Genomic DNA, 24799 nt, shown 5'->3' on the forward strand with positions numbered 1-24799 from the left:
TCACATCCGAGGGGCACATGGCAAAGGCTGAGGCGGTGAAGAAGCGGGCGCCGGTGACAACGCGCCGGCCGCCGGTTGGCGCCTCGCCCGGCACGCTGATCGCCGATCCGGCGGCGCGACGGTCCGAGCTGCGGCTGACGCTGATTTCGCCTGAAAAATTCAAGACCATCAACGATGCCAGCATCGACGATCTCAACACCCATTGCGACAACTGGCCGGTCGTCTGGTTGGACTGCACCGGTCTCGCCAACATCCAGCTGATCGAGGAGATCGGCCGGATCTTCAACCTGCATCCACTGGCTCTGGAAGATGTCGTCAACACCGGCCAGCGGCCGAAGGTCGACTTCTTCGAGGACCACGCCTTCGTCGTCATGCGCATGATCGACGACGTCAAGGTGCATCGCTATGAGCAGATCGCGGTGTTCTTCGGCAAGAAATTCGTCGTCACCTTCCAGGAGCGCGAAGGCGATCCGTTCGACCCCGTACGCAAGCGCATCGCGGCAGCGTTGCCCAACCGCTTGCGGATGCGCGGCGCCGACTATCTGGCCTATGCGCTCATCGATTCCATCGTCGACAGCTATTTCCCGCCGATTGAGGCCGCTAGCGAGGAGGTCGATGGCATCGAGGACGAGATGCTCAACACGCCTCACAAGCATCAGATGCGCCAGCTGCACGAATTGCGGCGCGACGCCAATGTGCTCAAGGGCGTGCTGTGGCCGATGCGCGACGCGCTGGCGACGCTGATCCGCAACGACGTGCCCTATGTGAAGCCGGAGACGAAAATCTTCTTCAACGACACGCTCGACCACGCATTGCGGCTGATCGAGCTGGTCGAGAACCAGCGTGATATGCTGACCGGCTTGATCGAAATGCATTTGTCGCTGAGCCAGGCGCGCACCAACGACGTCATCTCTTATCTCACCATCGTCTCGGTGATCTTCATGCCGCTAACCTTCCTGGTCGGTATCTGGGGGATGAATTTCGATCCCGAGATCTCGCCGTGGAACATGCCGGAACTGAAAGCCTACTATGGCTACCCGGCTTCTCTGCTGTTCATGCTGGCCGTTGCTGTCGGGCTGATCGTCTTCTTCAAAAGAAAGAAGTGGCTGTAAGGTTTCGGTGTCAGGGGAATCCTGGATTCCCGAGCAAAGGGCTGCGACAAGCCGGCTTTATGAATGGGCTGGTGTTTTCCGGGGAATTGCCCTATATGCGCCGCAGCATCGCGCCATGTCGCTTTGCTTGCACCGGCCCCTGCTGGACGACATCCCGGCTGAAGGCGACCCGTTTCCTCAAACAGATAAGGAAAAACACGATGTCGATTACTGCCGAGCGCAAACAGGAATTGATGGGTGAATTCGCAACCGCCAAGGGCGATACCGGGTCTCCGGAAGTCCAGGTGGCCATCCTTTCCGAGCGCATCAAGAACCTGACCGACCACTTCAAGGACCACAAGAAGGATAACCATTCCCGCCGTGGTCTGCTCGCTCTCGTCTCCCAGCGCCGCAGCCTGCTTGATTATCTCAAGCGCAAGGATGACGCGCGCTATCAGACGTTGATCGAGAAGCTCGGTCTGCGCCGTTGACGAATTGACCGGCGGGCTTTCGAAGGAGAGCCCGCCGGTCGCGCATTCTGCCAGTCGCATCGATTGGCTAGACCCGGTTTCGAGCGCGCAGAGGCCACTCGAAACCGCCCATGGACGGTCATGGGGCAGGATTGCAGGACGCTCGTGCGCTAACCAGTGCCGAAATCTACCCGAGCTTCCCGTTGTCTTGCCCGTGGCTGCCCGAGAAAGGAAGCCAGGGAAAGGGCATCCGCGCACCGTGAAACGGCGCGGCCCTTTCCGCTTATTAAGGACAAGATATGTTCAACTACCACAAAGTGGAAATCGAATGGGGCGGCCGTCCGCTCATCCTGGAAACCGGCAAGATCGCACGTCAGGCTGACGGCGCGGTGCTTGCGACCTACGGCGAAACCAAGGTTCTCGCCACCGTCGTTTCGATGAAGGAGCCGAAGCCAGGCCTCGATTTCTTCCCGCTGACCGTCAACTACCAGGAAAAGACCTACGCCGCCGGCAAGATCCCCGGCGGCTACTTCAAGCGCGAGGGACGTCCGAGCGAAAAGGAAACGCTGGTTTCCCGCCTGATCGACCGCCCGATCCGCCCGCTCTTCGCCGACGGCTACAAGAACGACACCCAGATCGTCGTCACCGTCGTCCAGCATGACCTCGAGAACGATCCCGATATCGTGTCGATCGTCGCCACCTCGGCCGCTTTGACGCTGTCGGGCGTTCCCTTCATGGGCCCGATCGGCGGCGCCCGAGTCGGCTACATCAACGGCGAATACGTGCTCAACCCGCATGTCGATGAGATGCAGGAATCCAGGCTCGACCTCATTGTCGCCGGCACCGCCGACGCCGTGCTGATGGTCGAGTCCGAAGCCAAGGAACTCGGCGAAGAGCTGATGCTCGGCGCCGTCATGTTCGGCCACAGGGGCTTCCAGCCGGTGATCGACGCCATTATCAAGCTGGCCGAAGTTGCCGCCAAGGAGCCGCGCGATTTCACGGCGCCGGACTACTCCGCGCTTGGAGCCGAAATGCTGAAGATCGTCGGCGACGAGCTCAGCAATGCCTACAAGAACGTCGACAAGCAGAAGCGCTACGCTGCCGTCGACGCCGTCAAGGCGAAGGTCAAGGCTGCGTTTGCCCCGGCTGAAGGCGAAGACGCCAAGTACACCTCCGAGCAGATCGGTTCGGTGTTCAAGGAACTCCAGGCCAAGGTCGTGCGCTGGAACATCCTCGACACCGGTTCGCGCATCGATGGCCGTGACCTCAAGACTGTCCGCAAGATCGTCTCGGAAGTCGGCGTCCTGCCGCGCACGCACGGTTCGGCGCTGTTCACCCGCGGCGAGACCCAGGCGCTGGTCGTTGCCACGCTGGGCACCGGCGAGGACGAGCAGTATGTCGATTCGCTGACCGGTATGTACAAGGAGAAGTTCCTCCTTCACTACAACTTCCCTCCCTACTCCGTCGGCGAGACCGGCCGCATGGGTTCGCCGGGCCGCCGCGAAATCGGCCACGGCAAGCTCGCCTGGCGCGCCATCCGTCCGATGCTGCCGAGCGCGGACCAGTTCCCCTACACGCTGCGCGTCGTCTCGGAGATCACCGAGTCCAACGGTTCGTCGTCGATGGCCACCGTCTGCGGCACATCGCTGGCGCTGATGGATGCCGGCGTTCCGCTGGCCAAGCCGGTTGCTGGTATCGCGATGGGCCTGATCAAGGAAGGCGAGCGCTTCGCGGTTCTGTCCGACATCCTGGGTGACGAAGATCACCTCGGCGACATGGACTTCAAGGTTGCCGGTACCGAAGGCGGCATCACCTCGCTGCAGATGGACATCAAGATCGAGGGCATCACCGAGGAGATCATGAAGATCGCGCTGGACCAGGCCAAGGACGGCCGCCAGCATATCCTCAGCGAGATGGCGCATGCTCTGACCGGCGCCCGCCCCGAACTCGGTGAGTTCGCACCGCGCATCGAGGTTATGCACATCCCGACCGACAAGATCCGCGACGTGATCGGCTCCGGCGGCAAGGTTATCCGTGAGATCGTCGAGAAGACCGGCGCAAAGATCAACATCGAGGACGACGGCACGGTCAAGATCGCTTCGTCGAACGCCAAGGAGATCGAGGCGGCCAAGAAGTGGATCCATACCATCGTCGCCGAGCCGGAAGTCGGCGAAATCTACGAAGGCACGGTCGTCAAGACCGCCGACTTCGGCGCTTTCGTCAACTTCTTCGGTCCGCGTGACGGCCTCGTCCACATCTCGCAGCTTGCCAACGACCGGGTCGCCAAGACCTCGGACGTCGTCAAGGAAGGCGACAAGGTCTGGGTCAAGCTGATGGGCTTCGACGAGCGCGGCAAGGTCCGCCTGTCGATGAAGGTCGTCGACCAGGCCACCGGCAAGGAAATCGCCCGCGACAAGAAGGCCGAAGGCGAAGAAAACGCCGCCTGAGTGGTCTGACAATAGAGTTGAACGGGCGCGGCTTATGTCGCGCCCGTTTTCGTTTAATACCCGTCTACGACATGAGAATCGAAGAATGGCCGCTGAGCCGCTGAAGACACTGTTCCATCCCTTCGAGGCCGAGGGGCTCCCTCTGCCGCAAAAGGGCGAGCGTGTGTTGTTCCTGGGTGCGGAGCCCGGCTTCCGCTTGCCGGAAGGCTTCGAGGCAGAGCTCCATCTTGCACAGGGTTTCCGGCCGCATCTCCGAGCGCTGGAGCGTGCCGGTCACAAGGTAACGCCCCGCTCGGAAGGCGATGCATTCGATGCAGCGCTCGTGCTTGCCGGCCGCCATCGTGGGCTAAACGAGATGCGTATTGCCGAGGCGATCGAACGCGTCACGCCGGGCGGTCTGATCATTGTCGCCGGCGGTAAGGACGAAGGCATCGCCAGCCTGCGCAAGCGCATCGACGAGCTTGTCCCCATCGAAGGGCATCTGCCGAAATATCACGGCATCGCCTTCTGGCTTCGCCGTCCGGTCGATCTGGCGCCTGCGGAAAAACTGCGCGTCGCCAATCCTGCCTTGGTCGTAGAGGACCGCTTCCGCACTGCGCCGGGCATGTTCTCCTTCGACCGGATCGACGCCGGCTCGAAACTTCTGGTCGACAACCTGCCCAAAGACCTGCGCGGCAACATTGCTGATTTCTGCGCCGGCTGGGGTTATGTCGCCGCCGAGGTCGCGGCACGTTCATCCGGTATAACGGGGCTCGACCTTTACGAAGCGGATTTCGACGCGCTTGAGGCGGCCAAGGGCAATATCGGCCAGACAGGCTTCGAGCCCGGCTTCTTTTGGACCGATCTGCTGAGGGAGCCGGTCGAGCGGCGCTATGATGCCATCGTCATGAACCCGCCCTTCCATCGCAGCCGGGCGGCCGAGCCGGAAATCGGCGCCGGCATGATCCAGGCGGCGGGCAAGGCGCTGAAGCCGGGCGGGCGGCTGTTCATGGTGGCGAACCGTCAGCTGCCTTACGAACCGGTTCTGAAGGCCGTCTTCTCCAGCCATGCCGAGCTCGCCCGCGACGGCATGTTCAAGGTTTTCTCCGCGCGCCGATAGGACGGTGCCGGTCGCCTCAATGCATGCTGACGATGCGCGCCGGCTCGTGGACGGGAATGGTCGGTCTGATATCGCCAGGCTTGATCTTGAGCGGCGCCGGCCTGCCGAACAGATAGCCCTGCACCATCTCGCAACCAGCTGCTCGCAAAAGCGTCGCCTGGTTCTCGGTCTCGACGCCTTCGGCGATGATGCCGACGCCGAGCGCCCGCGACAGGCCGACGATGGTAGAGACGACGGCGCCCGAATTCGAATCGGTGTCGATGCGGCTGACGAAGGAGCGGTCGATCTTCAGCTTGCCGAAGGCGAAGTCGATCAGGTAGCTGAGATTGGAATAGCCGGTGCCGAAATCGTCGACGGCCACCGAAATGCCCATGTCGGCAAGCTGCTGCAGGATGGTGGCAGCGCGGTCGCGGTCCTGCATCATCGCCGTCTCGGTCACTTCGAGCTCCAGCCGCGACGGCTTGATGCCGGTGCTGGCCATCGTATCGCGCACGATGCCGACGAAATCCTTGGTCATGAACTGGACCGGCGAGATGTTGACGGCAACGAAGCAGTCCTCGGGCAAATGACGGGCATCGCTGCAGGCCTTGTTCAGCACCCAATTGCCGATCGGGTGGATCATGCCGGTCTCTTCGGCGATCGGAATGAATTCCATCGGCGGGATCATGCCGCGTTCCGGGTGCTTCCAGCGGATCAGCGCCTCGTAGCCGACGATACGGCCGGTCGGCAGGTCGAGCTGCGGCTGGTAGTGAAGGTCGAAATCGCCACGGACGAAGGCGATGTGCAGTTCGGATTCGATCCAGTGGCGGTAGTCGGCGACCTGGCCCATGTCGGAATGGAAGACCGACCAGTTGCCCACGCCGCCGGCGCGGGCATTCTGCAGCGCCAGGTTGGAGCGGCGCAGGATGAGGACCGGATCGACGCCATCCTTTGGCATCGCCACGATGCCGACCGACAGGCCGACCGACTGCAGGTGGGAATCGAGCTGGTACGGCTTCAGCATCTCCTCGATCATGGTTTCGACGGTGCTTTCCATGGACCTTTGGAGTTGGTGTTCCCAGACAAGGATAGCGAACTCGCCGGCGCCGATGCGCCCCATCACCGCGCCTTCGGGCATGCAGGCCTTCAACCGCTTGGTGAAGCCGCGGATCAGTTCGTCGCCATGGCTGTAGCCGATGGCGTCGTTGATCTGCTTGAAGCGGTCGATGTCGATGTCGATGAGGAACACCGGCTCACCGGTCCTGATCGTCGCGGACGCCGCGTCGGCAATCCTGCCGACCATCGCCGGCCGCGCAAAAAGCCCGGTCAGCTTGTCAAAATGGGTTTCGTTGAAAACGTAGTCCACCGATTCATCGACGCCGGCGAAGAAGGACAAGGCAGCACCGGCGGCGGCCAGCGCGCATAGCGCCGACGCGATGCCGATCATGGTTTCCGCCTGCATGCCGGCAAAGCCGTCCCCGAAACCATGCCGGAGGCCCCAAAGCCCAAGGATGAAACTGCCAAGGCCCGAACTGGCGACGGTGAGCAGCCGGAACACAGGTGTTCGCTTCGGGTTGCTGACAGCAGGCATTGCTCAGTCCCTGTCGCATGATCCCGAAATCAACTCGACTTTCGGAAATATCAAGCGCAAATTCATAAAGGCTAAAGTATCCTTTGCGCCCAGCAAGAACGCGCAGAGCCCAAGCCCATAAGACTTCTAGCGGATATCTCCTTAAAATGAGTTTCCGCCGATGCATCTAATTTTACTGGTGAGTTAATCGCGTACGCTGTCGGTCTGCTTCAACTCATCCAGGGTTGGCATCGACACGATGTGATAGCCGGAATCCACATAATGGATTTCGCCGGTGACGCCTGACGAGAGGTCGGACAAAAGATAGAGCGCCGAGCCGCCGACCTCGTCGATGGTTACCGTGCGGCGCAGCGGCGAGTTGCGCTGCTGGTAGGAGTACATGTGGCGGGCGTCCGAGATTCCGGCGCCGGCCAAAGTACGCACCGGTCCCGCCGATATGCCGTTCACCCGGATGCCGCGCGGGCCATAATCGTTGGCGAGATAGCGCACGCTGGCTTCCAGCCCGGCCTTGGCGACGCCCATGACGTTGTAGTTCGGCATGACGCGGACAGAGCCGGCATAGGTCAGCGTGATCATCGCGCCGCCTTCGCTCATCAGCGGGGCGGCATGGCGGGCGACCTCGGTGAAGGAGTAGCAGGAGATGACCATGGTGCGGACGAAATTGTCGCGGCTGGTGTCGGCGTAGAGCCCTTTGAGCTCGTTCTTGTCGGAAAAGCCGATGGCGTGGACGACGAAGTCGAGCCCGCCCCATTCCTTGCCGAGCGTCTCGAAGGTGGCGGCGACCGATGCGCTGTCCTCGACGTCGCACGGCACCACCAGTGACGCCCCAAGTTTCTCGGCAAGCGGCTTGACGCGGCGCCCGAAGGCGTCGCCCTGATAGGTGAAGGCAAGCTCCGCCCCGTGTTCGGACAATTTCCTGGCGATGCCCCAGGCGATCGAATGATCGTTGGCGACGCCCATGACAAGCCCGCGCTTGCCCTTCATCAGTCCGTCCATGGCCGGCAATCCCCCTACAATAAAACGCTGGCCTTATGCGGAATAGCGCTGGAAAATCAGCGTTGCGTTGGTGCCACCGAAGCCGAACGAGTTGGACAAAACCGTGTCGATCCTGGCGTCGTCGATGCGCTTGCGCACGATCGGCATGCCCTCGAATTCGGGATCGAGGTTTTCGATATGGGCGCTCTCGCCGATGAAGCCGCCTTGCATCATCAGGATCGAGTAGATCGATTCCTGTACGCCGGCGGCACCAAGGGAATGGCCGGTCAGCGACTTGGTCGAGGTGATGAACGGCATCGTGTCGCCGAACACCTCTCGGATGGCGCCCATTTCCCGGGAATCGCCGACCGGCGTCGAGGTGCCGTGGGTGTTGATGTAGTCGACCGGCGCGGACACCGTCGCCAGAGCCTGGCGCATGCAGCGCACCGCGCCTTCGCCCGACGGCGCCACCATGTCGTAACCGTCCGACGTCGCGCCATAGCCGACGATCTCAGCGTAGATCTTGGCGCCGCGCGCCTTGGCGTGTTCGAGCTCCTCCAGGATGAGGACGCCCGCGCCGCCCGCGATGACGAAGCCATCGCGATTGGCGTCATACGCGCGGGAAGCTGTTGACGCCTTGTCGTTATACTTCGACGACATCGCCCCCATGGCATCGAACAGGTCCGACATCGTCCAGTCGAGGTCCTCATGGCCGCCGGCAAACATCACATCCTGCTTGCCCCACTGGATCAGTTCGTAGGCGTTGCCGATGCAATGCGCCGAGGTCGAGCAGGCCGACGAGATCGAATAGTTGACGCCGTGGATCTTGAACCAGGTGGCGAGCGTCGCCGACGCGGTCGACGACATCGCCTTCGGCACCGCGAACGGACCGATGCGCTTGGGGCTGTTGTTCTTGAGCGTGGTCTCGGCCGCCTCGACGATGGTGCGGGTCGAGGGGCCACCCGAGCCCATGACAATGCCGGTGCGCTCATTGGTGATGTCGCTTTCGCCAAGCCCGGCGTCGGCGATCGCCTGGTCCATCGCGACATGGTTCCAGGCCGCGCCCTGGCTCAGGAAGCGCATGGCGCGCCGGTCGATCATAGGGGTCGGGTCGAGCGTCGGCGCGCCCCAGACCTGGCAGCGGAAGCCGTGTTCGGCGAAGGAATCGGAGAAGCTGATGCCTGATTTGGCATCGTGGAGCGAGGATTGCACCTCGTTGGCGTTGTTGCCGATCGACGATACGATGCCGAGGCCTGTGACGACGACCCTTCTCATTCGCAACTCCTTCCAGCGGATGATCCCGAAACCCTAGTCGGTTTTCGCCGGCGATCATACGCAAAACCAAAATGCCGCAGCGTCGTTGCGCGTCCGGGAACGCCCTGCTGCAGTGGCGCCGGTCAGGCGGCCGATTGCTTGGACAGCCCCACTTTGAGGTCTGTCGCCGCGTATATGGGTTCGCCGTCGGCTTTAAGCCAGCCATCGGCGATGCCGAGAACCAGGCGTCCGCGCATGACGCGCTTGAAATCGATGCCGTATTCCACTTTCTTGACCGAAGGCGTCACCATCCCCTTGAACTTCACTTCGCCGGTCGACAGCGCCATGCCCTTGCCCGGCTCGCCGAGCCAGCCGAGGTAGAAACCCGTCAATTGCCACATGGCGTCGAGGCCCAGGCACCCCGGCATGATCGGATTGCCGATGAAATGGCAGGCGAAAAACCACAGGTCCGGCTTGATGTCGAATTCGGCGCGGATGAAGCCCTTGTCGTGGGCGCCGCCGGTCTCGCTGATCTCGGTGATGCGGTCGAACATCAGCATCGGCGGATAGGGCAGCTGGGCGTTGCCGGGCCCAAACAGCTCGCCGCGGGCGCAGGCAAGCAATTCCTCATAACCGTAGCTGGATTTCGAACCCGCCATATGTCTCGTCCCCATAATGTCCCGGGCGGTGGGGCGCCCTTGTCGTTGGTTTCCTAACACAATCCCTTTCGGTCCGGAAACCGGCGTTTGCGCTTAACCCGCCCGTCTGCCCGGGTCAATGCGCGCTCTCGCATCGGCCCGAAATCGATCTCGATTCCGGAAAGCACGATGCGACGCCAAAAAAGCGATAGAGCGCACTTAGTGCGTCCAACTGGACGCACGTCGCTCTATTGATCGTATTCCGCCAACAGAATATATGTCGGGAGGTATCCAGTTTCGGTTGATGACGTTTTTTCGCCACTCTGGGCGTGTCTTGAGGCAGAACTGTGGGCTTGGACGGATAGATGGATCTGGGCGGCCGGAAGGAAAATGTCGCTGTGGACAAGCGGGTTCGCGAAGCCGGCCTTAGGCCGACACGCCAACGCATTGCGCTGGCCGATCTGCTGTTTGCCAAGGGCGACCGCCACCTTTCGGCCGAGGAACTGCATGAAGAGGCGGTCGCCGCCGGCGTGCCGGTCTCGCTCGCCACCGTCTACAACGCGCTTCACCAGTTCACCCAGGCCGGCCTGCTGCGCATCCTGGCGGTCGAGGGGTCCAAGACCTATTTCGACACCAACACCTCCGATCACCATCATTTTTACATCGAAGGCGAAAACAGGATCTTCGATATAGAAAGCGGTCCGGTGACCGTCTCCAACCTGCCGGAGCCACCCGCAGGCATGGAGATCGCCAATGTCGACATCGTGGTGAGGCTGCGCCCGAAGCGCAGCGTTTAAGCCCCAACCCGTGAAACCTGTCGATTTTGCAATCCGGCTCGAATGGGTTGCGGTCGCGGTCGTGGCTATAGTCGCCTATGCCGCGTCAGGCGTTTCCTGGTGGCTGTTCGCCCTGCTTATTCTGGCGCCCGACCTGTCGATGCTGGGCTATCTCGCCGGGGCACGGATCGGCGCTGTCGCTTACAACGCGTTGCACATCCTGATCGTCCCGCTGTTGCTGGCCCTCGCCGGATATGTTCTGGCCAATTCGACGGCGACCGCGATTGGTCTGATCTGGATCATCCACATCGCCGTCGACCGCGCGCTCGGCTACGGTCTCAAACTGTCGACCGGTTTTCAGGACACCCATCTCGGCCGTATCGGCCGTTAGGCCTCCAGCAATCTCAATTCTTGACGTGCTCGCCGGGATAGGCGCCCCACACCTGCGACTGGGCGATCCAGCCGGTGTGGCCGTCGAAGGTCATTTCGCACCACTGGCCATCGCAGGTTTTGATCGTGCCCGTAACGCCCGGCTCGATGATGGCGATGACGCTGGCGTCCTTATCGGCATCGTCGAGCAGATTGATTCGGCCACCTTTGGTGCGTTGCCAAGGGGCGACGATCGCGGTCCGGCGGCCGGACAGCAGCGACTGGTTGATCCAACCCTCCGAGCCATCGGCATCGCGCACCCGCCGCCAGGTATCGAATTCCTGGATGATTTCCATCGGCAGGCCGGCCTTTGTGTACATCCAGTCGACGGAATAGTTGGCGCCGGGGCCAACGCGCGAGTTGACGCGAGCCGATTTCAGGCTGACGAAACGCGGCAGCGGCAGGCCGCTCGGCCCGAGCGTGACCGTCTGCACAGGTGCGGCGGCACCTTGCGCCGCGGCTTGCGGGGAATGCAGGAGAGCGCCGAGAAGCGCTGCGCTGAGGATCAGGCGAAGCGACGCGAAACCAGACACTTTCATTCCTTTCGGCGCGTGCCCTTTGGTCCGGGCGCCCCTTTTTCTTTGTCTTCGGCGGCACCGCTTGTTACAGGAGTGGCAGGCACCGCGACCGGTATTCAGTTTCGCCTGTCTTGGTTAAAGAGGTCTCAACGAGATCGGGTTCGAGGAAACAATGGCAGGCAAAAAACGGCCTCTCGTCGTCATCACGCGCAAGCTGCCCGATCCGGTCGAGACCCGCATGCGCGAACTCTTCGACGCCAGGCTGAATGTCGAGGACCGCCCGATGACGCAGCCGGAGCTGGTCGCGGCGATCAAGGAAGCCGATGTGCTGGTGCCGACCATCACCGACCAGATCGATGCGGCGCTGATTGCCCAGGCCGGCGACAATCTCAAGCTGATCGCCAATTTCGGAAATGGCGTCGACAAGATCGATGTGGCGGCGGCGGCCAGGAAAGGCATTACCGTCACCAACACGCCGAACGTGCTGACCGAGGATACGGCCGACATGACCATGGCGCTGATGCTGGCCGGCCCGCGGCGGCTGGCCGAAGGCGCCAATGTGCTCACCAGCGACAAGAAATGGGCCGGTTGGTCGCCGACCTGGATGCTCGGCCGGCGCATCTGGGGCAAGCGCCTCGGCATTGTCGGCATGGGCCGCATCGGCACCGCTGTTGCCAGGCGCGCCAAGGCTTTCGGCCTGTCGATCCACTACCATAACCGCCATCGCGTGCTGCCGGCGGTCGAGGAAGGGCTTGAGGCGACCTACTGGGAAAGCCTCGACCAGATGCTTGCCCGCATGGACATCATCTCGGTCAATTGCCCGTCGACGCCGGCGACCTTTCATCTGCTTTCGGCGCGGCGCCTGGCTCTGCTTCAGCCCACCGCCTATGTGGTCAACACCGCGCGTGGCGACATCATCGACGAGGAAGCGCTGGTCAAGCTGATCCAGGACGGCAAGATCGCCGGCGCCGGCCTCGACGTCTACGAGCACGAACCGGCGCTGAACTCGAAACTGCTGAAGCTTGCCGCGAAGAACAAGGTCGTGCTTTTGCCGCATATGGGTTCGGCGACGATCGAGGGCCGCATCGACATGGGCGAGAAGGTGATCATCAACATCCGCGCCTTCTTCGACGGCCACCGGCCGCCGGACCGCGTGCTGCCGCTACGGACTTGAAGCGGGCCGCGTTCAGGATGCGGTTGTGAGGGCGCCATCCGCCGCGACACTCACACGCTTGCCGCGATAGGCCTCAAAATCGTCGCGCTCGAGCCTGAGCGCTACCGGCGTCGGCCAGCCCATTTCCCTGGCCACGATCAAGCCAAGCAGCAGGATCGCGTCCGGCTCGTGCAGCACGAGTGCCGTCGGCGCATGGCCATTGTGGACGAGTTCCATCAGCACGGCTGACGCTGAGGACGAGCCGATCGTGCCGGGCAGGAACAGCACACGCCCGGAAATGGTCTCGCCATGATGCGGGTGACGGACATCGGCGATGCGGCCGCTCTTCGGATCGACGCCACCCCAGAAGCTGATTGGCGCGGTCAGCACCAAGGCCAGTCCTTCGCCTCCGCTGCCCGGCACCAGTATGTCGGCTGCAGCATTCATGCGGCGATGTCCGTAAACCTGGGCTTACCGGCAACCGCGCTTTCCACGCAGTCGGCCAGCGAGCCGTAAAGCACGGCGTAACCGGTATTGCCCGGCGCGTAGTGCGCGAATTTTCCCGAATTGGTCATCAGCACGCCGCCGGCCAGATCCGGCAGGATCGGCGTCACCACCACGCAGGTGTCGGCGACGATGATGACGCCGCTGGCTTCGAGCATCTTGCGCTTGCCGTTCTGCTCCAGCCTGGTGAGCACGTGGCGGCCGGTGCAGGCGTAAATCGGCACGCTGAGCCGCCGCCCGCCAATCAGCCGCTCAAGTGCATCGAATTCGGCCAAAGACAGATGCGGACTGCCGATCGCCACGGCATCGATGGCGGTCTGCGTGGCTGCGGTGGACAGGCCGGCGCGGGCCTTCATGGCCATCTCCGGCGTTACGCGGATCATCGTTTCCGGCCTGCCGCCCACCAGGATGGTCTCGGCGTCGGGCGCCTCGGGCGTCACGCCGGCAATGTGGAACAGGCCGACGGCGCCCGACGATGCCGCAGCCGCGCCGAAGGCCTTCAGCGCATCCTCGCCGGGATGGCTGAATATGCCGGTGACGACGCCGATCGCATTGCCGACCTCACGGCCGTAGAGGTTGCCCAGCACCGGCCAGGCGATCTCGGAGCCAAGGAACGAGGCGGATAGGCCGGACACATCGAACAACAGCCGTGCCTGCCGGTTCTCGGGGCGATGCAGGCCGTAATCCGGCGCGCGGCCCGATATGGCGCAGGCGATGTCGAGGAAGTCGCCATAGCGGTTGGTGCGTGCCCCCAGAACCGAATTGCAGAACACCACCGCGTTGGATTCACCCCAGGCGACATCGCTGCCAAGCGCCGGCCTGTGGCCGGCCTGATAGGGCGCGCAGGTCCAGCTCTGCTCGCAGCCCAGTTTGCGGTAGGCCTCCATCATTCGTCGCGCCATGCCGCGCGCCGGCTCTTCGAGGCGCACGCGCGAGCAGCCCATCAGGTCGAGCGCGCCGACATTGAGCGTCGAGCGCACCGCGACCCTGGCGCCGCTATCGACCAGCCTTTCGGCAAACAGCGTGCCGGAATCGCCGTGATAGAGCGCGCCGTCTATATGCGTCGAGGCGATCGGGATAAGTCGCGGCGCGCCGAGCAGCGCAGCGCTTTCGGCAACGATGCGCATCGCCATCGCCGCCCCGTCATGGCCGGAGGCGACTGTCTGCTCCTGTGAGCTGAGTGCAAGGCTCACGCCAACTCCTTGCGCAAGGTGATCGAGGTCGGCCGGTCATAGCCGTCATGCGCGGTGCGTTCAGTCTCGCGAAAGCCGAGACCGGCAAAGGTTGCATGATTTACGGTCAGTTCGATTCGCGTCTGCAGTTCGATGGCCGGTTTGTTCCGGCTGCGGGCGAGAAATTCGACAGCCTGCATCAGCCGCCTGCCGATGCCTTGCCCTTGAAGCTCAGGTTCGACGGCGAGCTTGCCGATGTAGAAATCATCGGCTCTCTCCAGCGCGAAAACGCAGCCGGCGATCCTGTCATCCTGCAGGGCCAGCAACACGGTCTCTCGGCCAGCCTTGTCCCTGAGGTTTCCGGCGTTCAGCAGATGTGCCGAGGAGGGCGGGTCGATGACGCCGTCCATCGGTGCAAAGGCGCGCATGATCAGGCTGAGCAGTTCGTCCCAGCGCTCGAAATCGGAGGCAAGCTGCGTAACAAGGACGCTGGTGGACCGATCCATAAGCTCAGTTTCTCTTGTAACGGATCGTGTCGAAGCGCGCCGACAGTGCATCGTAGAGCAGCAGCCGGCCGACCAGTGGTTCGCCGATACCGGTGATCAGCTTGAGATCGGAAGAGCACACGTCNAGAGGTCGCGATATCCAGGGTTCGGTCTGCCGTCGGCGCCGGTCCCGAACGGCATCAACACCGTCACCGAGCCGTCGAAGCGGCCGACGGCGGCATGCACGAGCGGCCGCTTTTCCGCCGCGCAGGCATCCGCCACCACATAGCGCGTCTCGAAATTGTCGGAGCCGTCGACGACCACGTCGTAGCGCGCGACGAGAACGGCAGCATTGTCGGCCGTCAGCCTGAAATCGTGCAATTCCACCGCGACATGGGGATTGATCCGGGCGATCGCTGCTTTGGCGCTCTCGGTCTTCGCCGCGCCGACAGTATCGGTGGCGTGGATCACTTGCCGCTGCAGATTGGACAGCGAGACAATGTCGTCATCAACGATGCCAAGTGTGCCGACGCCCGCGGCAGCGAGATATTCCAGCACCGGTGCGCCGAGGCCGCCGGCGCCGATCACCAGCACCCGTGCGCGCTTCAGCCGCTGCTGGCCGGCGCCGCCGATCTCGGGCAGCACGATGTGGCGGGCATAGCGTTCGAGTTCGTCGTCGGTGAGGGCGGCAGGGGTCATTGCCCGACCATATAGCGGAGCAAAAACCTTGTCAGGTCTCTTCGGTTGGCCCAACCGTGCCGTGGTCGACGGTGAGGAACTGCGCGCGTCCCCTCAGGCTGGAAAACAGCGCGGCGTCGGTTCCGGTCATGAAGGCCTGGCAGTTCAGCTCCTCCAGGATCGAGAACAGCGCGGCGCGCCGGCCGGCATCGAGATGCGCGGCAATCTCGTCGAGCAACAGGATCGGCGTCATCGCCGACATCTCGCCGGTCAGCCTTGCGTGCGACAACACGATGCCGACCAGCAGCGCCTTCTGCTCTCCGGTCGAGCAGAGTTCGGCCGGCATCGCCTTGGGGCGGTGGCGCACCAGTAGATCCGAACGGTGCGGGCCGTCGAGCGTGCGTCCGGCGGCGCGGTCGCGCTCGCGGCCGTCGGCAAGGGCGTCGCGATAGCGTTGCTCGACATCCACAGCGGGTGCTGAGGCGACATGGCTTTCAAGGTCGCCGAAGAGGCTGATGTCGGCTTGCGGAAACGGCCCGCTGGACGGCAACCTGTCGATCATGGCGGCCAGCAGGCGCACCAGCTCGGCGCGCGCCGCGGCAATCGCCACGCCGGTTTCGACCATTTGCATCTCGATGGCGTCGAACCATGCGCCGTCTCGCGAACCTTCCGTAAGCAATCGGTTACGTCCGCGCATCGCCTTCTCATAGTCGAGCGCGCGCTGGCCGTGGCCGGGATCGATCGCAAGCACCAGCCTGTCGAGAAAGCGCCGCCGGTCCGCGGCAGGCCCCGGGAACAGGCCGTCCATGGCCGGCGTCAGCCAGACCACGCGCAGCCATTCCAGCATGGCGTCGGCCGACCGTGCCGGCGCGCCATTGATGCGCACCTTGCGACCGCCCTCGCCGGCCGCTTCACCCCCGGTGATGCCGGTGCCGATCTCGACCTGCCCCTCCGGCCCGTCGAGCCTTGCGTGCAGCGCAAAGCCGCCATCGCCGCCTTCGCGGGCCACGTCGACATAGGGCGCCCGGCGCAGGCCGCGGCCAGGCGTCAGCAGCGAGATGGCTTCCAGGAGATTGGTCTTGCCGGCGCCATTGTCGCCGGAAAACACCACCGCGCCGGGTGAAAAGCCGATCGACAACGCCGCATAATTGCGGAAATTCGTAAGTGTGAGCTTACTTATGTGATTTTGTTCCGGCAACCGCTATCCGCCTATAGAAGTCGCCGCAATCACTATGCTGCAGTGTGCCGCAGTGCGGCTACACCCGCATCGGCATCAGCACGTAGAGCGCGGTCTCATCGGCCATGTCGTGGATCAGCGTCGGCGAGCCGGCATCGGCCAGCATGAACTTGGCTTCCGTGCCGGTGAGTTGAGCAGCGACGTCGAGCAGATATTTGGCGTTGAAGCCAATCTCGATCGGGTCGGACGAATAGTCGGCCGCCAGTTCCTCGGTGGCGCTGCCCGAATCCGGATTGTTGACGGCAAGCGTCACCTGGCCTTCGGTGATCGAAAGCTTCACCGCGCGGCCGCGCTCGGAGGAAATGGTCGAGACGCGATCGACGGCGGCGGCGAAGCTCTGGCGGTCGATGATCAGCTTCTTGTCGTTGCCGGTCGGAATGACGCGCTGGTAGTCCGGGAAAGTGCCGTCGATCAGCTTCGAGGTCAGAACCACGCTGCCGATGGTGAAGCGGATCTTGGTGTCGGACAATTCGGTGGTCACCGCGACATCGGGATCGTCGACCAGCTTCTGCAATTCGCTGACCGTCTTGCGCGGAATGATGATGCCCGGCATGCCTTCGGACCCGGCCGGAGCGTCGATCTCGGCGCGCGCCAGGCGGTGACCGTCGGTCGCCACCGAACGCAGCTTCAGCTTGCCGCCAGTTTCATGCGTGTGCAGGTAGATGCCGTTGAGATAGTAGCGCGTCTCTTCGGTGGAGATGGCGAACTGGGTCTTTTCGATCAGGCCTCTCAGGGCGACGGAATCGAGCCGGAAGATGTGTGAGAAGGACCCCGCCGAAAGCTCCGGGAAATCGGACTGCGGCAGGCATTGCAGGCGAAAGCTCGAGCGGCCCGACGTTACCGTCATGGCGTTGCCGTCCTCGTCGGTCTTCAGCATCACTTCGGCGCCGTCGGCCAGCTTGCGCACGATGTCGTAGAGCAGGTGCGCCGGAACCGTCGTCGCCCCGCCGCGCTCGACCTTTGCCGGCGTCGCTTCGGTCACTTCGAGGTCGAGGTCGGTGGCTTTCATTTCAAGGCTGGCGCCCTCGGCGCTGAGCAGCACGTTCGACAGGATCGGTATGGTATTGCGCCGCTCGACCACGCGATGAACGTGGTTGAGCGACTTCAGGAGATTGGACCGTTCCAGGATAACACGCATGACGAAACAGGCTCGCTTGAATGAATGGACGGGTCACCAGTGGGCGGCGCCCCGCGAAAGGTCTGAACAGGCTCAGAATCTATGCAAACTGACAGGAAAAAGCCAGCAAACGCAAGTCCGGGCCACCGGTTCGCGCCGGTTAAGCGGGCTTTCTGGGGATAAAGCGGACGTTGGCCGGCAACCGATGCATGTCGCCGGAAACTGCGCAGCGGTTTTGGGACAACGACATGCATCAAAACAAGAAAATTTAAAGCGCGACGACCGTTTGCCGCGCCGATCAGGCTTGGTCGTTGATCAGCCTGCGCAACAGTTCCAGTTCCTGCGCCAGCGTGTTGTCGACGCCGGAAAGGTCCTCGATCTTGCGCACCGCATGCAGCACCGTGGTGTGGTCGCGCCCGCCGAACCGCCGGCCGATCTCCGGCAGCGAGCGCGGCGTCAATACCTTCGACAGGTACATGGCGACCTGCCTGGGCTTCACGATGGTGCGCGTGCGCCGGTTGGACAGCAACTCGGTCTTCGACACATTGTAGTGGCGCGCCACGATGCGCTGGATGTCCTCGATGCGCACCCGCTTCGGCTCGCCAGAGCGATAGATGTGGCCGAGGATTTCGTCGATGCGGTCGATGGTGATCGCCGGCTCGAACGACTGACGAAACAGCAGCTGGTTGAACGCGCCCTCCAACTCACGACCGCTGCCGGTTACCGTGCGGGCGACATGGTTGAGGATCTCCTCCGAAATATTGAGCGATGCATCGTCGACCTTGGCGGTGGCAAGCCGAAGTTTGAGCATGCCGATGCGCATGGCGAAGTCCGGCGCCGACATTTCCAGCGCGACACCGCCATTGAGGCGCGAGCGCACCCGCGGTTCCAGCGATTCCAGTTCCGACGGCGGCCTGTCAGCGGCAACCACCACTTGCTTGGCGCTGTCGAGCAGCATGTTGATGAGATGGCAGAATTCGTGCTGGATCGACTTGCCCTGCAGGAACTGCATGTCGTCGATGATCAAGAGGTCGATGTCGCGCAGCTGTTCCTTCAGCGTCAGCGCATTGTTGTCGCGGATCGCGGTGGCGAAGCGCCACATGAAATATTCGGCCGTCAGATAGACGACGCGCGATTTCGGGTTCTGTTTCAGGGATTCGGCCGCAATCGCCTGCAAAAGGTGCGTCTTGCCGAGCCCGACGGTTGCATGAAGGAACAGCGGGTTGAAGCGCACCGCGCTCGACTGCGATTCCGCCACGGCTTTGGCTGCGGCGAAAGCCACCCGGTTCGACGGGCCTTCGATGAAGGAGCCGAACGTGTAGCGCGGGTCGAGCGGCGACCCCAGCACATTGTGCCGGAATTCGCTCTCGATCGGCGTGCCGGGACGAGGGGCGGGCGCCCGCTCCACCCTGCCGGGGCCGACCGTGCCGGCCGCCAATGCGGTCTGCGTATGCTTGGTCATCTTGCGCGCCGGCACGGCCTCGGGTTCGACGCCATTGCGGGCCGGACGGGTCGCGGTGCGCACGACCATCTCGATCTTGAGGATTTCGGGATCCTCGTGCTTCCACAGATCGGCGATGAGATCGAGATAATGGCCATTGATCCACGAGCGCAGGAAGGCCGTGGGCACCGAGATGCGTACAATGCCCCGGGAAGCCTCAGCCACCTTCATACGGCCGAACCAGCTCGAATAGACCTCGGTTCCCAGGCGCGCCTTCAACTGGGCCTTGACCCGGTCGAACTTCTGTTCCGCGTCGCTGGAAGCCGCCATATCGTGCGCTCCGACCAATGTTCCGGGAAATGGCAGGTCGCCCGTAAGCTCCCGCTCGATGCCGCTCTGCATGATTGTGCGTCCCTTTTCCTTTGTACCTTTTTTCCGCCGGGAGTGCGCCTCCTGCACCCATGTTTCCGGCGACCGTATCTTCGCTACAACACCACCGCCGCCGCCGGCGGATGACGTTGCCTCGTCAGAATGGGATCGGTCCCGGCTGCTTAAGGCCAGTCCGTCTGACATGTTCGGGCAAAGCGGTGCTACCCGGCGAAAACGCCGGTGCGCCATCAAGCTGCCATGTACAATTACGCCAGTCCCCTATCGTATCGAAAAGGCAAGCCATACCCGTTCGCGGAATTGATCCACGTCATGAATTCTGCCACTGTTAGCTGGCCGATTCAGGCTGGGTTAAGGGCTAATGGCCCGTCCCTTTCGATAGATCGACATTACCGAAATCGCTGTGGATAGGGCAAGGCCACCTCTAACGGATTTTTAAGGAATCTGGTTAGTGAACAACGGTTCGGGCTCCGTGCTGGAAGCGCATATTTTGACAAAGCCATTGGGATTCAAACCCTTTTGCCGCGAATATGAAAATGGCTGTGCGGTTTGAAATTTTCTGAAATAATTCGCTTGACACCAACTTGCTGCCTATCGCCCACAGGCGATGTGAACAAGCTGTGGATCACTTCCAGCAAGTCGTTGAAAAGTATCAGCAATTTGTGACAGCCAAATTTATTGGCGTGGGCCGTTTCGGCGGATTGGAATATCAGTGGGAGTGTATGTGCCGGCAAAGCATTCCAGACTCTGGAATGCGGCTCGGGCGTGCTTTGCGGCCGTTCTTTTTAAGTGCTTGCCGGCAAACGAAAAAACCCGGCGCGATTGGCCGGGTTTGAAAGAACGACAGTTCAGGAACGGTCGATCAGGCCGCCAGCACCTTGAGGCGGTGAGCCAGACGCGACACCTTGCGCGATGCCGTATTCTTATGGATCACGCCCTTGGTCGCGGCGCGCATCAATTCCGGCTCTGCGGTCTTGAAGGCTTCCAGCGCGGCTGCCTTGTCGCCGGCAGCCAGTGCCTCTTCGACCTGGCGGACATATGTACGCACGCGCGAGCGGCGGTTCTTGTTGATCGCTGCGCGGCGGGCGATCTTGCGCGTTGCCTTTTTGGCCGAGGAGGTATTGGCCATGATGCCTCTCTTCTGATCTGGTGGGCGCATGCGGGATGCCGCAGGGCGCAAAAAACAAACGGGCAGCCAACGGCCGCCTCGGTTGGAGCGGCTTATAGTTCAGCTTTTCCGGCGCGTCAACGCCGCTTTGGCTTCTTTTTGGTCCTCGCCGCCGCCACTCTAGCGATTGGTGAAATTCGGCTTCCGCTTCTCGGCAAAGGCGGCCATCCCTTCCTTCTGGTCGTCGAGCGCAAACAGCGAGTGGAACAGCCGGCGTTCGAAGCGCAGTCCCTCCGCCAGCGTCGTCTCGTAGGCGCGGTTGACTGCCTCCTTGGCCATCATCACCGATGGCAGTGAAAACTCTGATATCCTGGCCGCGGCCTTCATCGCCTCCTCGATCAACTCGCCGGCCGGCACGATGCGCGAGGCCAGGCCGCTGCGCTCGGCTTCGGCGGCATCCATCATCCGACCGGTCAGGCACATGTCCATGGCCTTCGACTTGCCGACAAAGCGGGTCAGCCGTTGCGACCCGCCCATGCCGGGAATGACGCCGAGCGTGATTTCGGGCTGGCCGAATTTCGCCGTGTCGGCGGCAATGATGAAATCGCACATCATCGCCAGTTCGCAGCCGCCGCCCAGTGCATAGCCGGCGACCGCCGCGATCATCGGCTTGCGGGTGCGGGTAAACTGTTCCCAGCCGACGAAGAAATCCTGCACATAGGCCTCGGCGTAGGTGACGGCCTGCATTTCCTTGATGTCGGCGCCCGCCGCAAAAGCCTTCTCGGAACCGGTGATGACCATGGCGCCGATGCCGGGATCGGCGTCGAACCCCTTTGCCGCCGTCAGCAAATCCGCCAGCACCTGCGCGTTCAGCGCGTTGAGCGCCTTGGGCCGGTTCAGCGTGATCAGGCCGACCTTGCCGCGCGTCTCGACGATGATGGTTTCATAGCTCATGGGCTGGCCTCCTGGTTGCGGCACTGAAGGACCGTCTAGCTTACCGCTGGCAGGTCCGGCAATAAAAGGTCGAGCGGCCGCTTTGCACGATGCGCTCGATGTGGCCGCGACAGCCGGGCGTCGGACAGGGCTCGCCTTCGCGATCGTAGACCGCGAAGGAATGCTGGAAATAGCCCAGCGACCCGTCTGTGTGCACATAGTCGCGCAGCGAAGACCCACCGGCGGCGATCGCATCGGCGATCACCGAACGGATTGCCCCGGCCAGTCGTTCGCTCTGTTCCTTGGCCTTCTTGCTGGTCCCGGCGATGGTGCCTGCCTCGCGCAATGGCGAAAGGCCGGCGCGCCACAGCGCTTCCGACACATAGATATTGCCGAGCCCGGCTATCAGCTTCTGGTCGAGCAGCGCCGCCTTCAACGGCGATCTGCGGCCCTTCAGCAGAGAGGCGAGCAGGGCGCCTTCCAGCGCATTGCCGGTCGGCTCGACGCCCAGTCCCGCCAGCATCGGATGCGCCTCGGCCAGGCCTTCCGCAAACAGCATGAAGCCGAAGCGACGCGGGTCGTTGAAGACCACGCGAGACTGGAGGCCGACAGGCGACACGACATGGAACACCACATGGTCGTGCTTGGCATTCTTCGAGCGCTCTTGATGGAACGTGCCGGGCGTCTCTTTGTCATCAGCGGCCTCGATGCGGAACGAGCCCGACATGCCGAGATGGCAGATCAGCACCGGGCCATCGTCCAGGTGTATGGTGAGATATTTGGCGCGGCGGCCAAGCGCGATGACGGTCTTGCCGGTCAGCCGCTGCGCAAATCTCGCCGGAAACGGAAATCGGAGATCGGGCCGGCGCGCCTCGACGCGCACGATCCGCGCGCATTCCAGAACCGGCTGCAGGCCGCGCCGGACGGTTTCGACCTCGGGCAGTTCAGGCATGGCCGCCTATCGCCGCATGGAAGGAAGCGCCGTGGCGGCCGCGCGCCAGCTTGAGGTGTTCGGCGACCGTCTCGCCGATATCGGCGAAGGTGGTCCTGAGCCCGATGTCGCCGCCCGTGAGACCTGGTGCGGTGCCGATGACCGGGATGCGTTCGCGCGTGTGGTCGGTGCCACGCCATGTCGGATCGTTGCCATGGTCGGCGGTGAGGATGAGCAGATCGCCCGGCTTCAGCTTTGCCAGTGCCTCGGGCAGCCGGCGGTCGAAGGCTTCGAGCGCTGCAGCATAGCCGGCGACGTCGCGGCGATGGCCGAACTCGGTGTCGAAGTCGACGAAATTGGCGAACACCAGGTCGCCGTCGCCGGCATCGTCCATCGCGCCCAGCGCCTTGTCGAACATTGCCATGTTGCCGGGCGCCTTGCGTACTTCCGAGATACCGCGGTGGGCGAAGATGTCGCCGATCTTGCCGACCGCGATCACCCGGCTGCCGCGCCCGGTCAAGCGGTCGAGCAGCGTCGGCTCAGGCGGCGGCACGGCGTAGTCATGGCGGTTGTAGGTGCGCTCGAACGTGGCCGATGTTTCGCCCAGGAAAGGCCGTGCGATCACCCGTCCGATCTTCAGCGGATCGACCAGCCGGCGTACCGTCTTGCAGAACTCGTAGAGCCGCTCCAGGCCGAAATGAACTTCGTGCGCTGCTATCTGCAGGACGGAATCGACCGAGGTGTAGCAGATCGGCTGGCCAGTGCGGATATGCTCCTCGCCGAAGCGCTCGATGATCTCCGTGCCGGGCGCATGGCAGTTGCCGAGAATGCCCGGCACCTTACCCTCGCGGATCATCGCTTCGGTCAGTTCGGCAGGGAAGGCGGGCACCTTATCGGGGAAATAGCCCCAGTCGAACCGCACGGGCAGCCCGGCGATTTCCCAGTGACCCGACGGCGTATCCTTGCCGCTCGAAATCTCCTGCGCGGCGCCGTGGAAAGCGGAGGCTGAAACAGCGGCTTTGCTGTCGAATTGGAAGCCGGTTGCGGTTTCTGCTGCGCGGCCGAGACCGAGCGAAACCATGGTGGGCACCTTCAGCGGTCCCTCGCGCAGGCCCTCGCGATCGGCGCGGGCTTCCGCGCAGGCCAGCGCGATATGTCCGAATGTGTTCGAGCCGGCGTCGCCATAGGGTTCGGCATCGGCGGCGCCGCCAATGCCGAAAGAATCGAGAACGAAGAGGAAAGCGCGTGCCATCGGTGCCGTCATTGCCAGTCTGGTTGACCAGACATAAGGTCCCGTCGCGGCATTGGCAAATCGTAAACCAGGCGGCAACGGCCTGACGCGATGGTCGCGAAGTCGGGCAGGCGCGCTGTACGCATCCTTGAGACATGCGATGCGCTTCAAGGAACGGCGTGCGGGGCATGGATCGATGAGACGGGCTGACCTGGGTTGGAGTGCACTGGCGACCACTGTAGCGCTGCTGGCCTCGCAGCTCGCCGCGCACGCCGACTGGCGCGACCAGATCGGCACGTTTCGGATCGGCATCGTTGCCGAGCCGGGCGCCGGCAACACGGTTCCGGGTCTGGCCATGCTGACTGACGCCTACGGCAGGGCGCTCGGCATGAAGGTGGAATTCGTCGTCGCGCATGACTATGCGGCGCTGATAGAGGCACAGGCCAATGGCCGGATTCAGTACGCGGTCTATTCGGCGACCGCCTACGCCACCGCCTCGGAGCGCTGCGGCTGCGTCGAACCTCTTGTGGCGCCGGTCGATGCCGACGGTGCCACGGGCATCCGCTCCGTGCTTTTGACGCGCGACGGCAGGCTTTCCGATCTCGCGGCCCTGGAAACGCACCGCATCGCCATGGCGCCTTCCGACAATGTCGGCGGTTCGCTTCTACCGCTCGCCGGGCTGGCGGCCGACGGCATCAAGATCAGCCAGGATGCGCCATTCCTCGCTCATGCCGGCTCGGCTGCCGCCGCAGAAGCGATGCTGGTCGATGGCCAGGCCGATGCCTTGTTCGGCTGGGAGCGGGCCACGGCGGAAAACCGGACGGCGATTGCTGGCGATCAGCCGGCTGATCCGGACGGCACGGCGGCGCGACTGGAGGCGGCGGGCATTCCAGAAGCCGCGCTCCAGATCATCTGGACCTCCGGCGTGCTCAGATACGGCCCTCACGCCGTCCGCAGCGATCTCGACCCCGAAGCCAAACGCCGACTGACCGTCTTCCTCACCAATCTCAGATCGCAGTCGCCGGAAGTCTACGATTTCGTGGAATCGAAACATTCGGGAGGGTTCACGCTCGCCGCTGCGAGTGACTATGCGATGGCCGATTCCATCGTGCGCCTGGTGTCGGGCAGCACCGACAGCGGCGCGCAATAAAGCCG

The 24799-nt window shown here is 63.1% G+C and carries 24 protein-coding genes and 1 pseudogene; 9 read left to right on the top strand and 16 right to left on the bottom strand.

Features of this window, described 5'->3' with window-relative positions:
- The first annotated feature begins 17 nt into the window (after positions 1–17).
- The 4 genes from corA to X726_RS156580 all read left to right on the top strand — a co-directional run bounded on the left by corA (position 18) and on the right by X726_RS156580 (position 5107).
- Positions 18–1112 (top strand): magnesium/cobalt transporter CorA, encoded by a 1095-nt coding sequence (gene corA, locus X726_RS156595; protein WP_023669560.1) that lies wholly within the window; start codon positions 18–20, stop codon positions 1110–1112.
- Positions 1113–1207: 95 nt separating this feature from the next.
- Positions 1208–1582 carry a 30S ribosomal protein S15 gene (gene rpsO / locus X726_RS156590; protein ID WP_280790540.1) on the top strand — a complete coding sequence of 125 codons (375 nt, stop codon included), beginning with the start codon at positions 1208–1210 and terminating at the stop codon, positions 1580–1582.
- 278 nt (positions 1583–1860) lie between these two features.
- Positions 1861–4008 (top strand): polyribonucleotide nucleotidyltransferase, encoded by a 2148-nt coding sequence (gene pnp, locus X726_RS156585; protein ID WP_023669561.1) that lies wholly within the window; start codon positions 1861–1863, stop codon positions 4006–4008.
- A gap of 85 nt (positions 4009–4093) precedes the next feature.
- Complete coding sequence (locus tag X726_RS156580) at positions 4094–5107, top strand: class I SAM-dependent methyltransferase (RefSeq protein WP_023669562.1); 1014 nt, start codon at positions 4094–4096, stop codon at positions 5105–5107.
- Positions 5108–5123: 16 nt separating this feature from the next.
- Here the strand turns inward: X726_RS156580 and X726_RS156575 are convergent, their stop codons facing one another.
- The 4 genes from X726_RS156575 to fabA all read right to left on the bottom strand — a co-directional run bounded on the left by X726_RS156575 (position 5124) and on the right by fabA (position 9565).
- Positions 5124–6677 (bottom strand): bifunctional diguanylate cyclase/phosphodiesterase, encoded by a 1554-nt coding sequence (locus X726_RS156575; protein WP_023669563.1) that lies wholly within the window; start codon positions 6675–6677, stop codon positions 5124–5126.
- Between the two features lie 183 nt (positions 6678–6860).
- Positions 6861–7673, bottom strand: coding sequence for an enoyl-ACP reductase FabI (fabI, locus tag X726_RS156570; RefSeq protein ID WP_023669564.1), 813 nt, complete (start codon positions 7671–7673; stop codon positions 6861–6863).
- Positions 7674–7706: 33 nt separating this feature from the next.
- Entirely contained in the window at positions 7707–8927 is a 1221-nt protein-coding gene (fabB, locus tag X726_RS156565; RefSeq protein WP_023669565.1) for a beta-ketoacyl-ACP synthase I, read from the bottom strand.
- 122 nt (positions 8928–9049) lie between these two features.
- Complete coding sequence (fabA, locus tag X726_RS156560; RefSeq protein WP_023669566.1) at positions 9050–9565, bottom strand: 3-hydroxyacyl-[acyl-carrier-protein] dehydratase FabA; 516 nt, start codon at positions 9563–9565, stop codon at positions 9050–9052.
- Between the two features lie 344 nt (positions 9566–9909).
- Here fabA and irrA point away from each other — a divergent pair, with 344 nt between their 5' ends.
- Positions 9910–10341 carry an iron response transcriptional regulator IrrA gene (irrA, locus tag X726_RS156555; RefSeq protein ID WP_031193300.1) on the top strand — a complete coding sequence of 144 codons (432 nt, stop codon included), beginning with the start codon at positions 9910–9912 and terminating at the stop codon, positions 10339–10341.
- A 10-nt stretch (positions 10342–10351) separates the two neighbouring features.
- Positions 10352–10711, top strand: a complete 360-nt coding sequence (locus X726_RS156550) for a DUF4260 domain-containing protein (RefSeq protein ID WP_023669568.1) — start codon at positions 10352–10354, stop codon at positions 10709–10711.
- Positions 10712–10724: 13 nt separating this feature from the next.
- On the opposite strand, the gene X726_RS156545 is transcribed toward X726_RS156550, so the two are convergent.
- Complete coding sequence (locus X726_RS156545) at positions 10725–11282, bottom strand: SH3 domain-containing protein (RefSeq protein ID WP_023669569.1); 558 nt, start codon at positions 11280–11282, stop codon at positions 10725–10727.
- A 157-nt stretch (positions 11283–11439) separates the two neighbouring features.
- Between X726_RS156545 and X726_RS156540 the strand changes: the two genes are divergently transcribed.
- Positions 11440–12441 (top strand): D-glycerate dehydrogenase, encoded by a 1002-nt coding sequence (locus tag X726_RS156540; protein ID WP_023669570.1) that lies wholly within the window; start codon positions 11440–11442, stop codon positions 12439–12441.
- A gap of 12 nt (positions 12442–12453) precedes the next feature.
- On the opposite strand, the gene X726_RS156535 is transcribed toward X726_RS156540, so the two are convergent.
- From X726_RS156535 to dnaA, 7 genes and pseudogenes are all read right to left on the bottom strand, one after another.
- Positions 12454–12867 carry a DUF126 domain-containing protein gene (locus X726_RS156535; protein ID WP_023669571.1) on the bottom strand — a complete coding sequence of 138 codons (414 nt, stop codon included), beginning with the start codon at positions 12865–12867 and terminating at the stop codon, positions 12454–12456.
- Positions 12864–14117 (bottom strand): aconitase X catalytic domain-containing protein, encoded by a 1254-nt coding sequence (locus X726_RS156530; protein ID WP_023669572.1) that lies wholly within the window; start codon positions 14115–14117, stop codon positions 12864–12866. The genes X726_RS156535 and X726_RS156530 overlap by 4 nt, the downstream gene beginning before the upstream one ends.
- Entirely contained in the window at positions 14114–14602 is a 489-nt protein-coding gene (locus tag X726_RS156525) for a GNAT family N-acetyltransferase (protein ID WP_023669573.1), read from the bottom strand. The genes X726_RS156530 and X726_RS156525 overlap by 4 nt, the downstream gene beginning before the upstream one ends.
- Before the next feature lie 4 nt (positions 14603–14606).
- A pseudogene (locus tag X726_RS01000000166855) lies at positions 14607–15280 on the bottom strand (ThiF family adenylyltransferase).
- A 31-nt stretch (positions 15281–15311) separates the two neighbouring features.
- The gene (gene recF, locus X726_RS156520) at positions 15312–16457 is read right to left on the bottom strand and encodes a DNA replication/repair protein RecF (RefSeq protein WP_023669574.1); all 1146 of its coding nucleotides are present in this window, start codon (positions 16455–16457) and stop codon (positions 15312–15314) included.
- Positions 16458–16515: 58 nt separating this feature from the next.
- Entirely contained in the window at positions 16516–17634 is a 1119-nt protein-coding gene (dnaN, locus tag X726_RS156515) for a DNA polymerase III subunit beta (RefSeq protein WP_023669575.1), read from the bottom strand.
- 277 nt (positions 17635–17911) lie between these two features.
- Positions 17912–19456: a chromosomal replication initiator protein DnaA gene (gene dnaA, locus X726_RS156510; RefSeq protein WP_031195619.1), complete on the bottom strand. Its 1545-nt coding sequence runs from the start codon at positions 19454–19456 to the stop codon at positions 17912–17914.
- Positions 19457–20061: 605 nt separating this feature from the next.
- Between dnaA and X726_RS1000000170455 the strand changes: the two genes are divergently transcribed.
- Entirely contained in the window at positions 20062–20277 is a 216-nt protein-coding gene (locus X726_RS1000000170455) for a hypothetical protein (RefSeq protein ID WP_156940638.1), read from the top strand.
- Between the two features lie 26 nt (positions 20278–20303).
- Here X726_RS1000000170455 and rpsT read toward each other — a convergent pair whose 3' ends face one another.
- From rpsT to X726_RS156490, 4 genes are all read right to left on the bottom strand, one after another.
- Positions 20304–20570 (bottom strand): 30S ribosomal protein S20, encoded by a 267-nt coding sequence (gene rpsT, locus X726_RS156505; protein WP_023669577.1) that lies wholly within the window; start codon positions 20568–20570, stop codon positions 20304–20306.
- A gap of 159 nt (positions 20571–20729) precedes the next feature.
- Complete coding sequence (locus tag X726_RS156500) at positions 20730–21503, bottom strand: enoyl-CoA hydratase (RefSeq protein WP_023669578.1); 774 nt, start codon at positions 21501–21503, stop codon at positions 20730–20732.
- Positions 21504–21543: 40 nt separating this feature from the next.
- A complete protein-coding gene (gene mutM, locus X726_RS156495) occupies positions 21544–22434 on the bottom strand; it encodes a bifunctional DNA-formamidopyrimidine glycosylase/DNA-(apurinic or apyrimidinic site) lyase (protein WP_023669579.1) in 891 nt (296 codons plus the stop codon).
- Positions 22427–23665, bottom strand: a complete 1239-nt coding sequence (locus X726_RS156490; RefSeq protein ID WP_023669580.1) for a phosphopentomutase — start codon at positions 23663–23665, stop codon at positions 22427–22429. The genes mutM and X726_RS156490 overlap by 8 nt, the downstream gene beginning before the upstream one ends.
- A gap of 175 nt (positions 23666–23840) precedes the next feature.
- Between X726_RS156490 and X726_RS156485 the strand changes: the two genes are divergently transcribed.
- A complete protein-coding gene (locus X726_RS156485; RefSeq protein ID WP_023669581.1) occupies positions 23841–24794 on the top strand; it encodes a PhnD/SsuA/transferrin family substrate-binding protein in 954 nt (317 codons plus the stop codon).
- The last annotated feature ends 5 nt before the right edge of the window (positions 24795–24799 follow it).

It is taken from the genome of Mesorhizobium sp. LSJC285A00, assembly GCF_000503155.1.
Lineage (GTDB): Bacteria > Pseudomonadota > Alphaproteobacteria > Rhizobiales > Rhizobiaceae > Mesorhizobium.

Bases quoted from the DNA above. Each gene is read 5' to 3' on its own strand.
- mutM (WP_023669579.1), bottom strand. From the start codon at position 22,434: ATGCCTGAACTGCCCGAGGTCGAAACCGTCCGGCGCGGCCTGCAGCCG.
- dnaN (WP_023669575.1), bottom strand. From the start codon at position 17,634: ATGCGTGTTATCCTGGAACGGTCCAATCTCCTGAAGTCGCTCAACCAC.
- rpsO (WP_280790540.1), top strand. From the start codon at position 1,208: ATGCGCCGCAGCATCGCGCCATGTCGCTTTGCTTGCACCGGCCCCTGC.
- pnp (WP_023669561.1), top strand. From the start codon at position 1,861: ATGTTCAACTACCACAAAGTGGAAATCGAATGGGGCGGCCGTCCGCTC.
- X726_RS156500 (WP_023669578.1), bottom strand. From the start codon at position 21,503: ATGAGCTATGAAACCATCATCGTCGAGACGCGCGGCAAGGTCGGCCTG.
- rpsT (WP_023669577.1), bottom strand. From the start codon at position 20,570: ATGGCCAATACCTCCTCGGCCAAAAAGGCAACGCGCAAGATCGCCCGC.
- X726_RS156580 (WP_023669562.1), top strand. From the start codon at position 4,094: ATGGCCGCTGAGCCGCTGAAGACACTGTTCCATCCCTTCGAGGCCGAG.
- fabA (WP_023669566.1), bottom strand. From the start codon at position 9,565: ATGGCGGGTTCGAAATCCAGCTACGGTTATGAGGAATTGCTTGCCTGC.
- X726_RS156490 (WP_023669580.1), bottom strand. From the start codon at position 23,665: ATGGCACGCGCTTTCCTCTTCGTTCTCGATTCTTTCGGCATTGGCGGC.
- fabI (WP_023669564.1), bottom strand. From the start codon at position 7,673: ATGGACGGACTGATGAAGGGCAAGCGCGGGCTTGTCATGGGCGTCGCC.
- X726_RS156485 (WP_023669581.1), top strand. From the start codon at position 23,841: ATGAGACGGGCTGACCTGGGTTGGAGTGCACTGGCGACCACTGTAGCG.
- fabB (WP_023669565.1), bottom strand. From the start codon at position 8,927: ATGAGAAGGGTCGTCGTCACAGGCCTCGGCATCGTATCGTCGATCGGC.
- irrA (WP_031193300.1), top strand. From the start codon at position 9,910: ATGGATCTGGGCGGCCGGAAGGAAAATGTCGCTGTGGACAAGCGGGTT.
- X726_RS156535 (WP_023669571.1), bottom strand. From the start codon at position 12,867: ATGAATGCTGCAGCCGACATACTGGTGCCGGGCAGCGGAGGCGAAGGA.
- X726_RS156525 (WP_023669573.1), bottom strand. From the start codon at position 14,602: ATGGATCGGTCCACCAGCGTCCTTGTTACGCAGCTTGCCTCCGATTTC.
- dnaA (WP_031195619.1), bottom strand. From the start codon at position 19,456: ATGCAGAGCGGCATCGAGCGGGAGCTTACGGGCGACCTGCCATTTCCC.
- X726_RS156575 (WP_023669563.1), bottom strand. From the start codon at position 6,677: ATGCCTGCTGTCAGCAACCCGAAGCGAACACCTGTGTTCCGGCTGCTC.
- corA (WP_023669560.1), top strand. From the start codon at position 18: ATGGCAAAGGCTGAGGCGGTGAAGAAGCGGGCGCCGGTGACAACGCGC.
- X726_RS156540 (WP_023669570.1), top strand. From the start codon at position 11,440: ATGGCAGGCAAAAAACGGCCTCTCGTCGTCATCACGCGCAAGCTGCCC.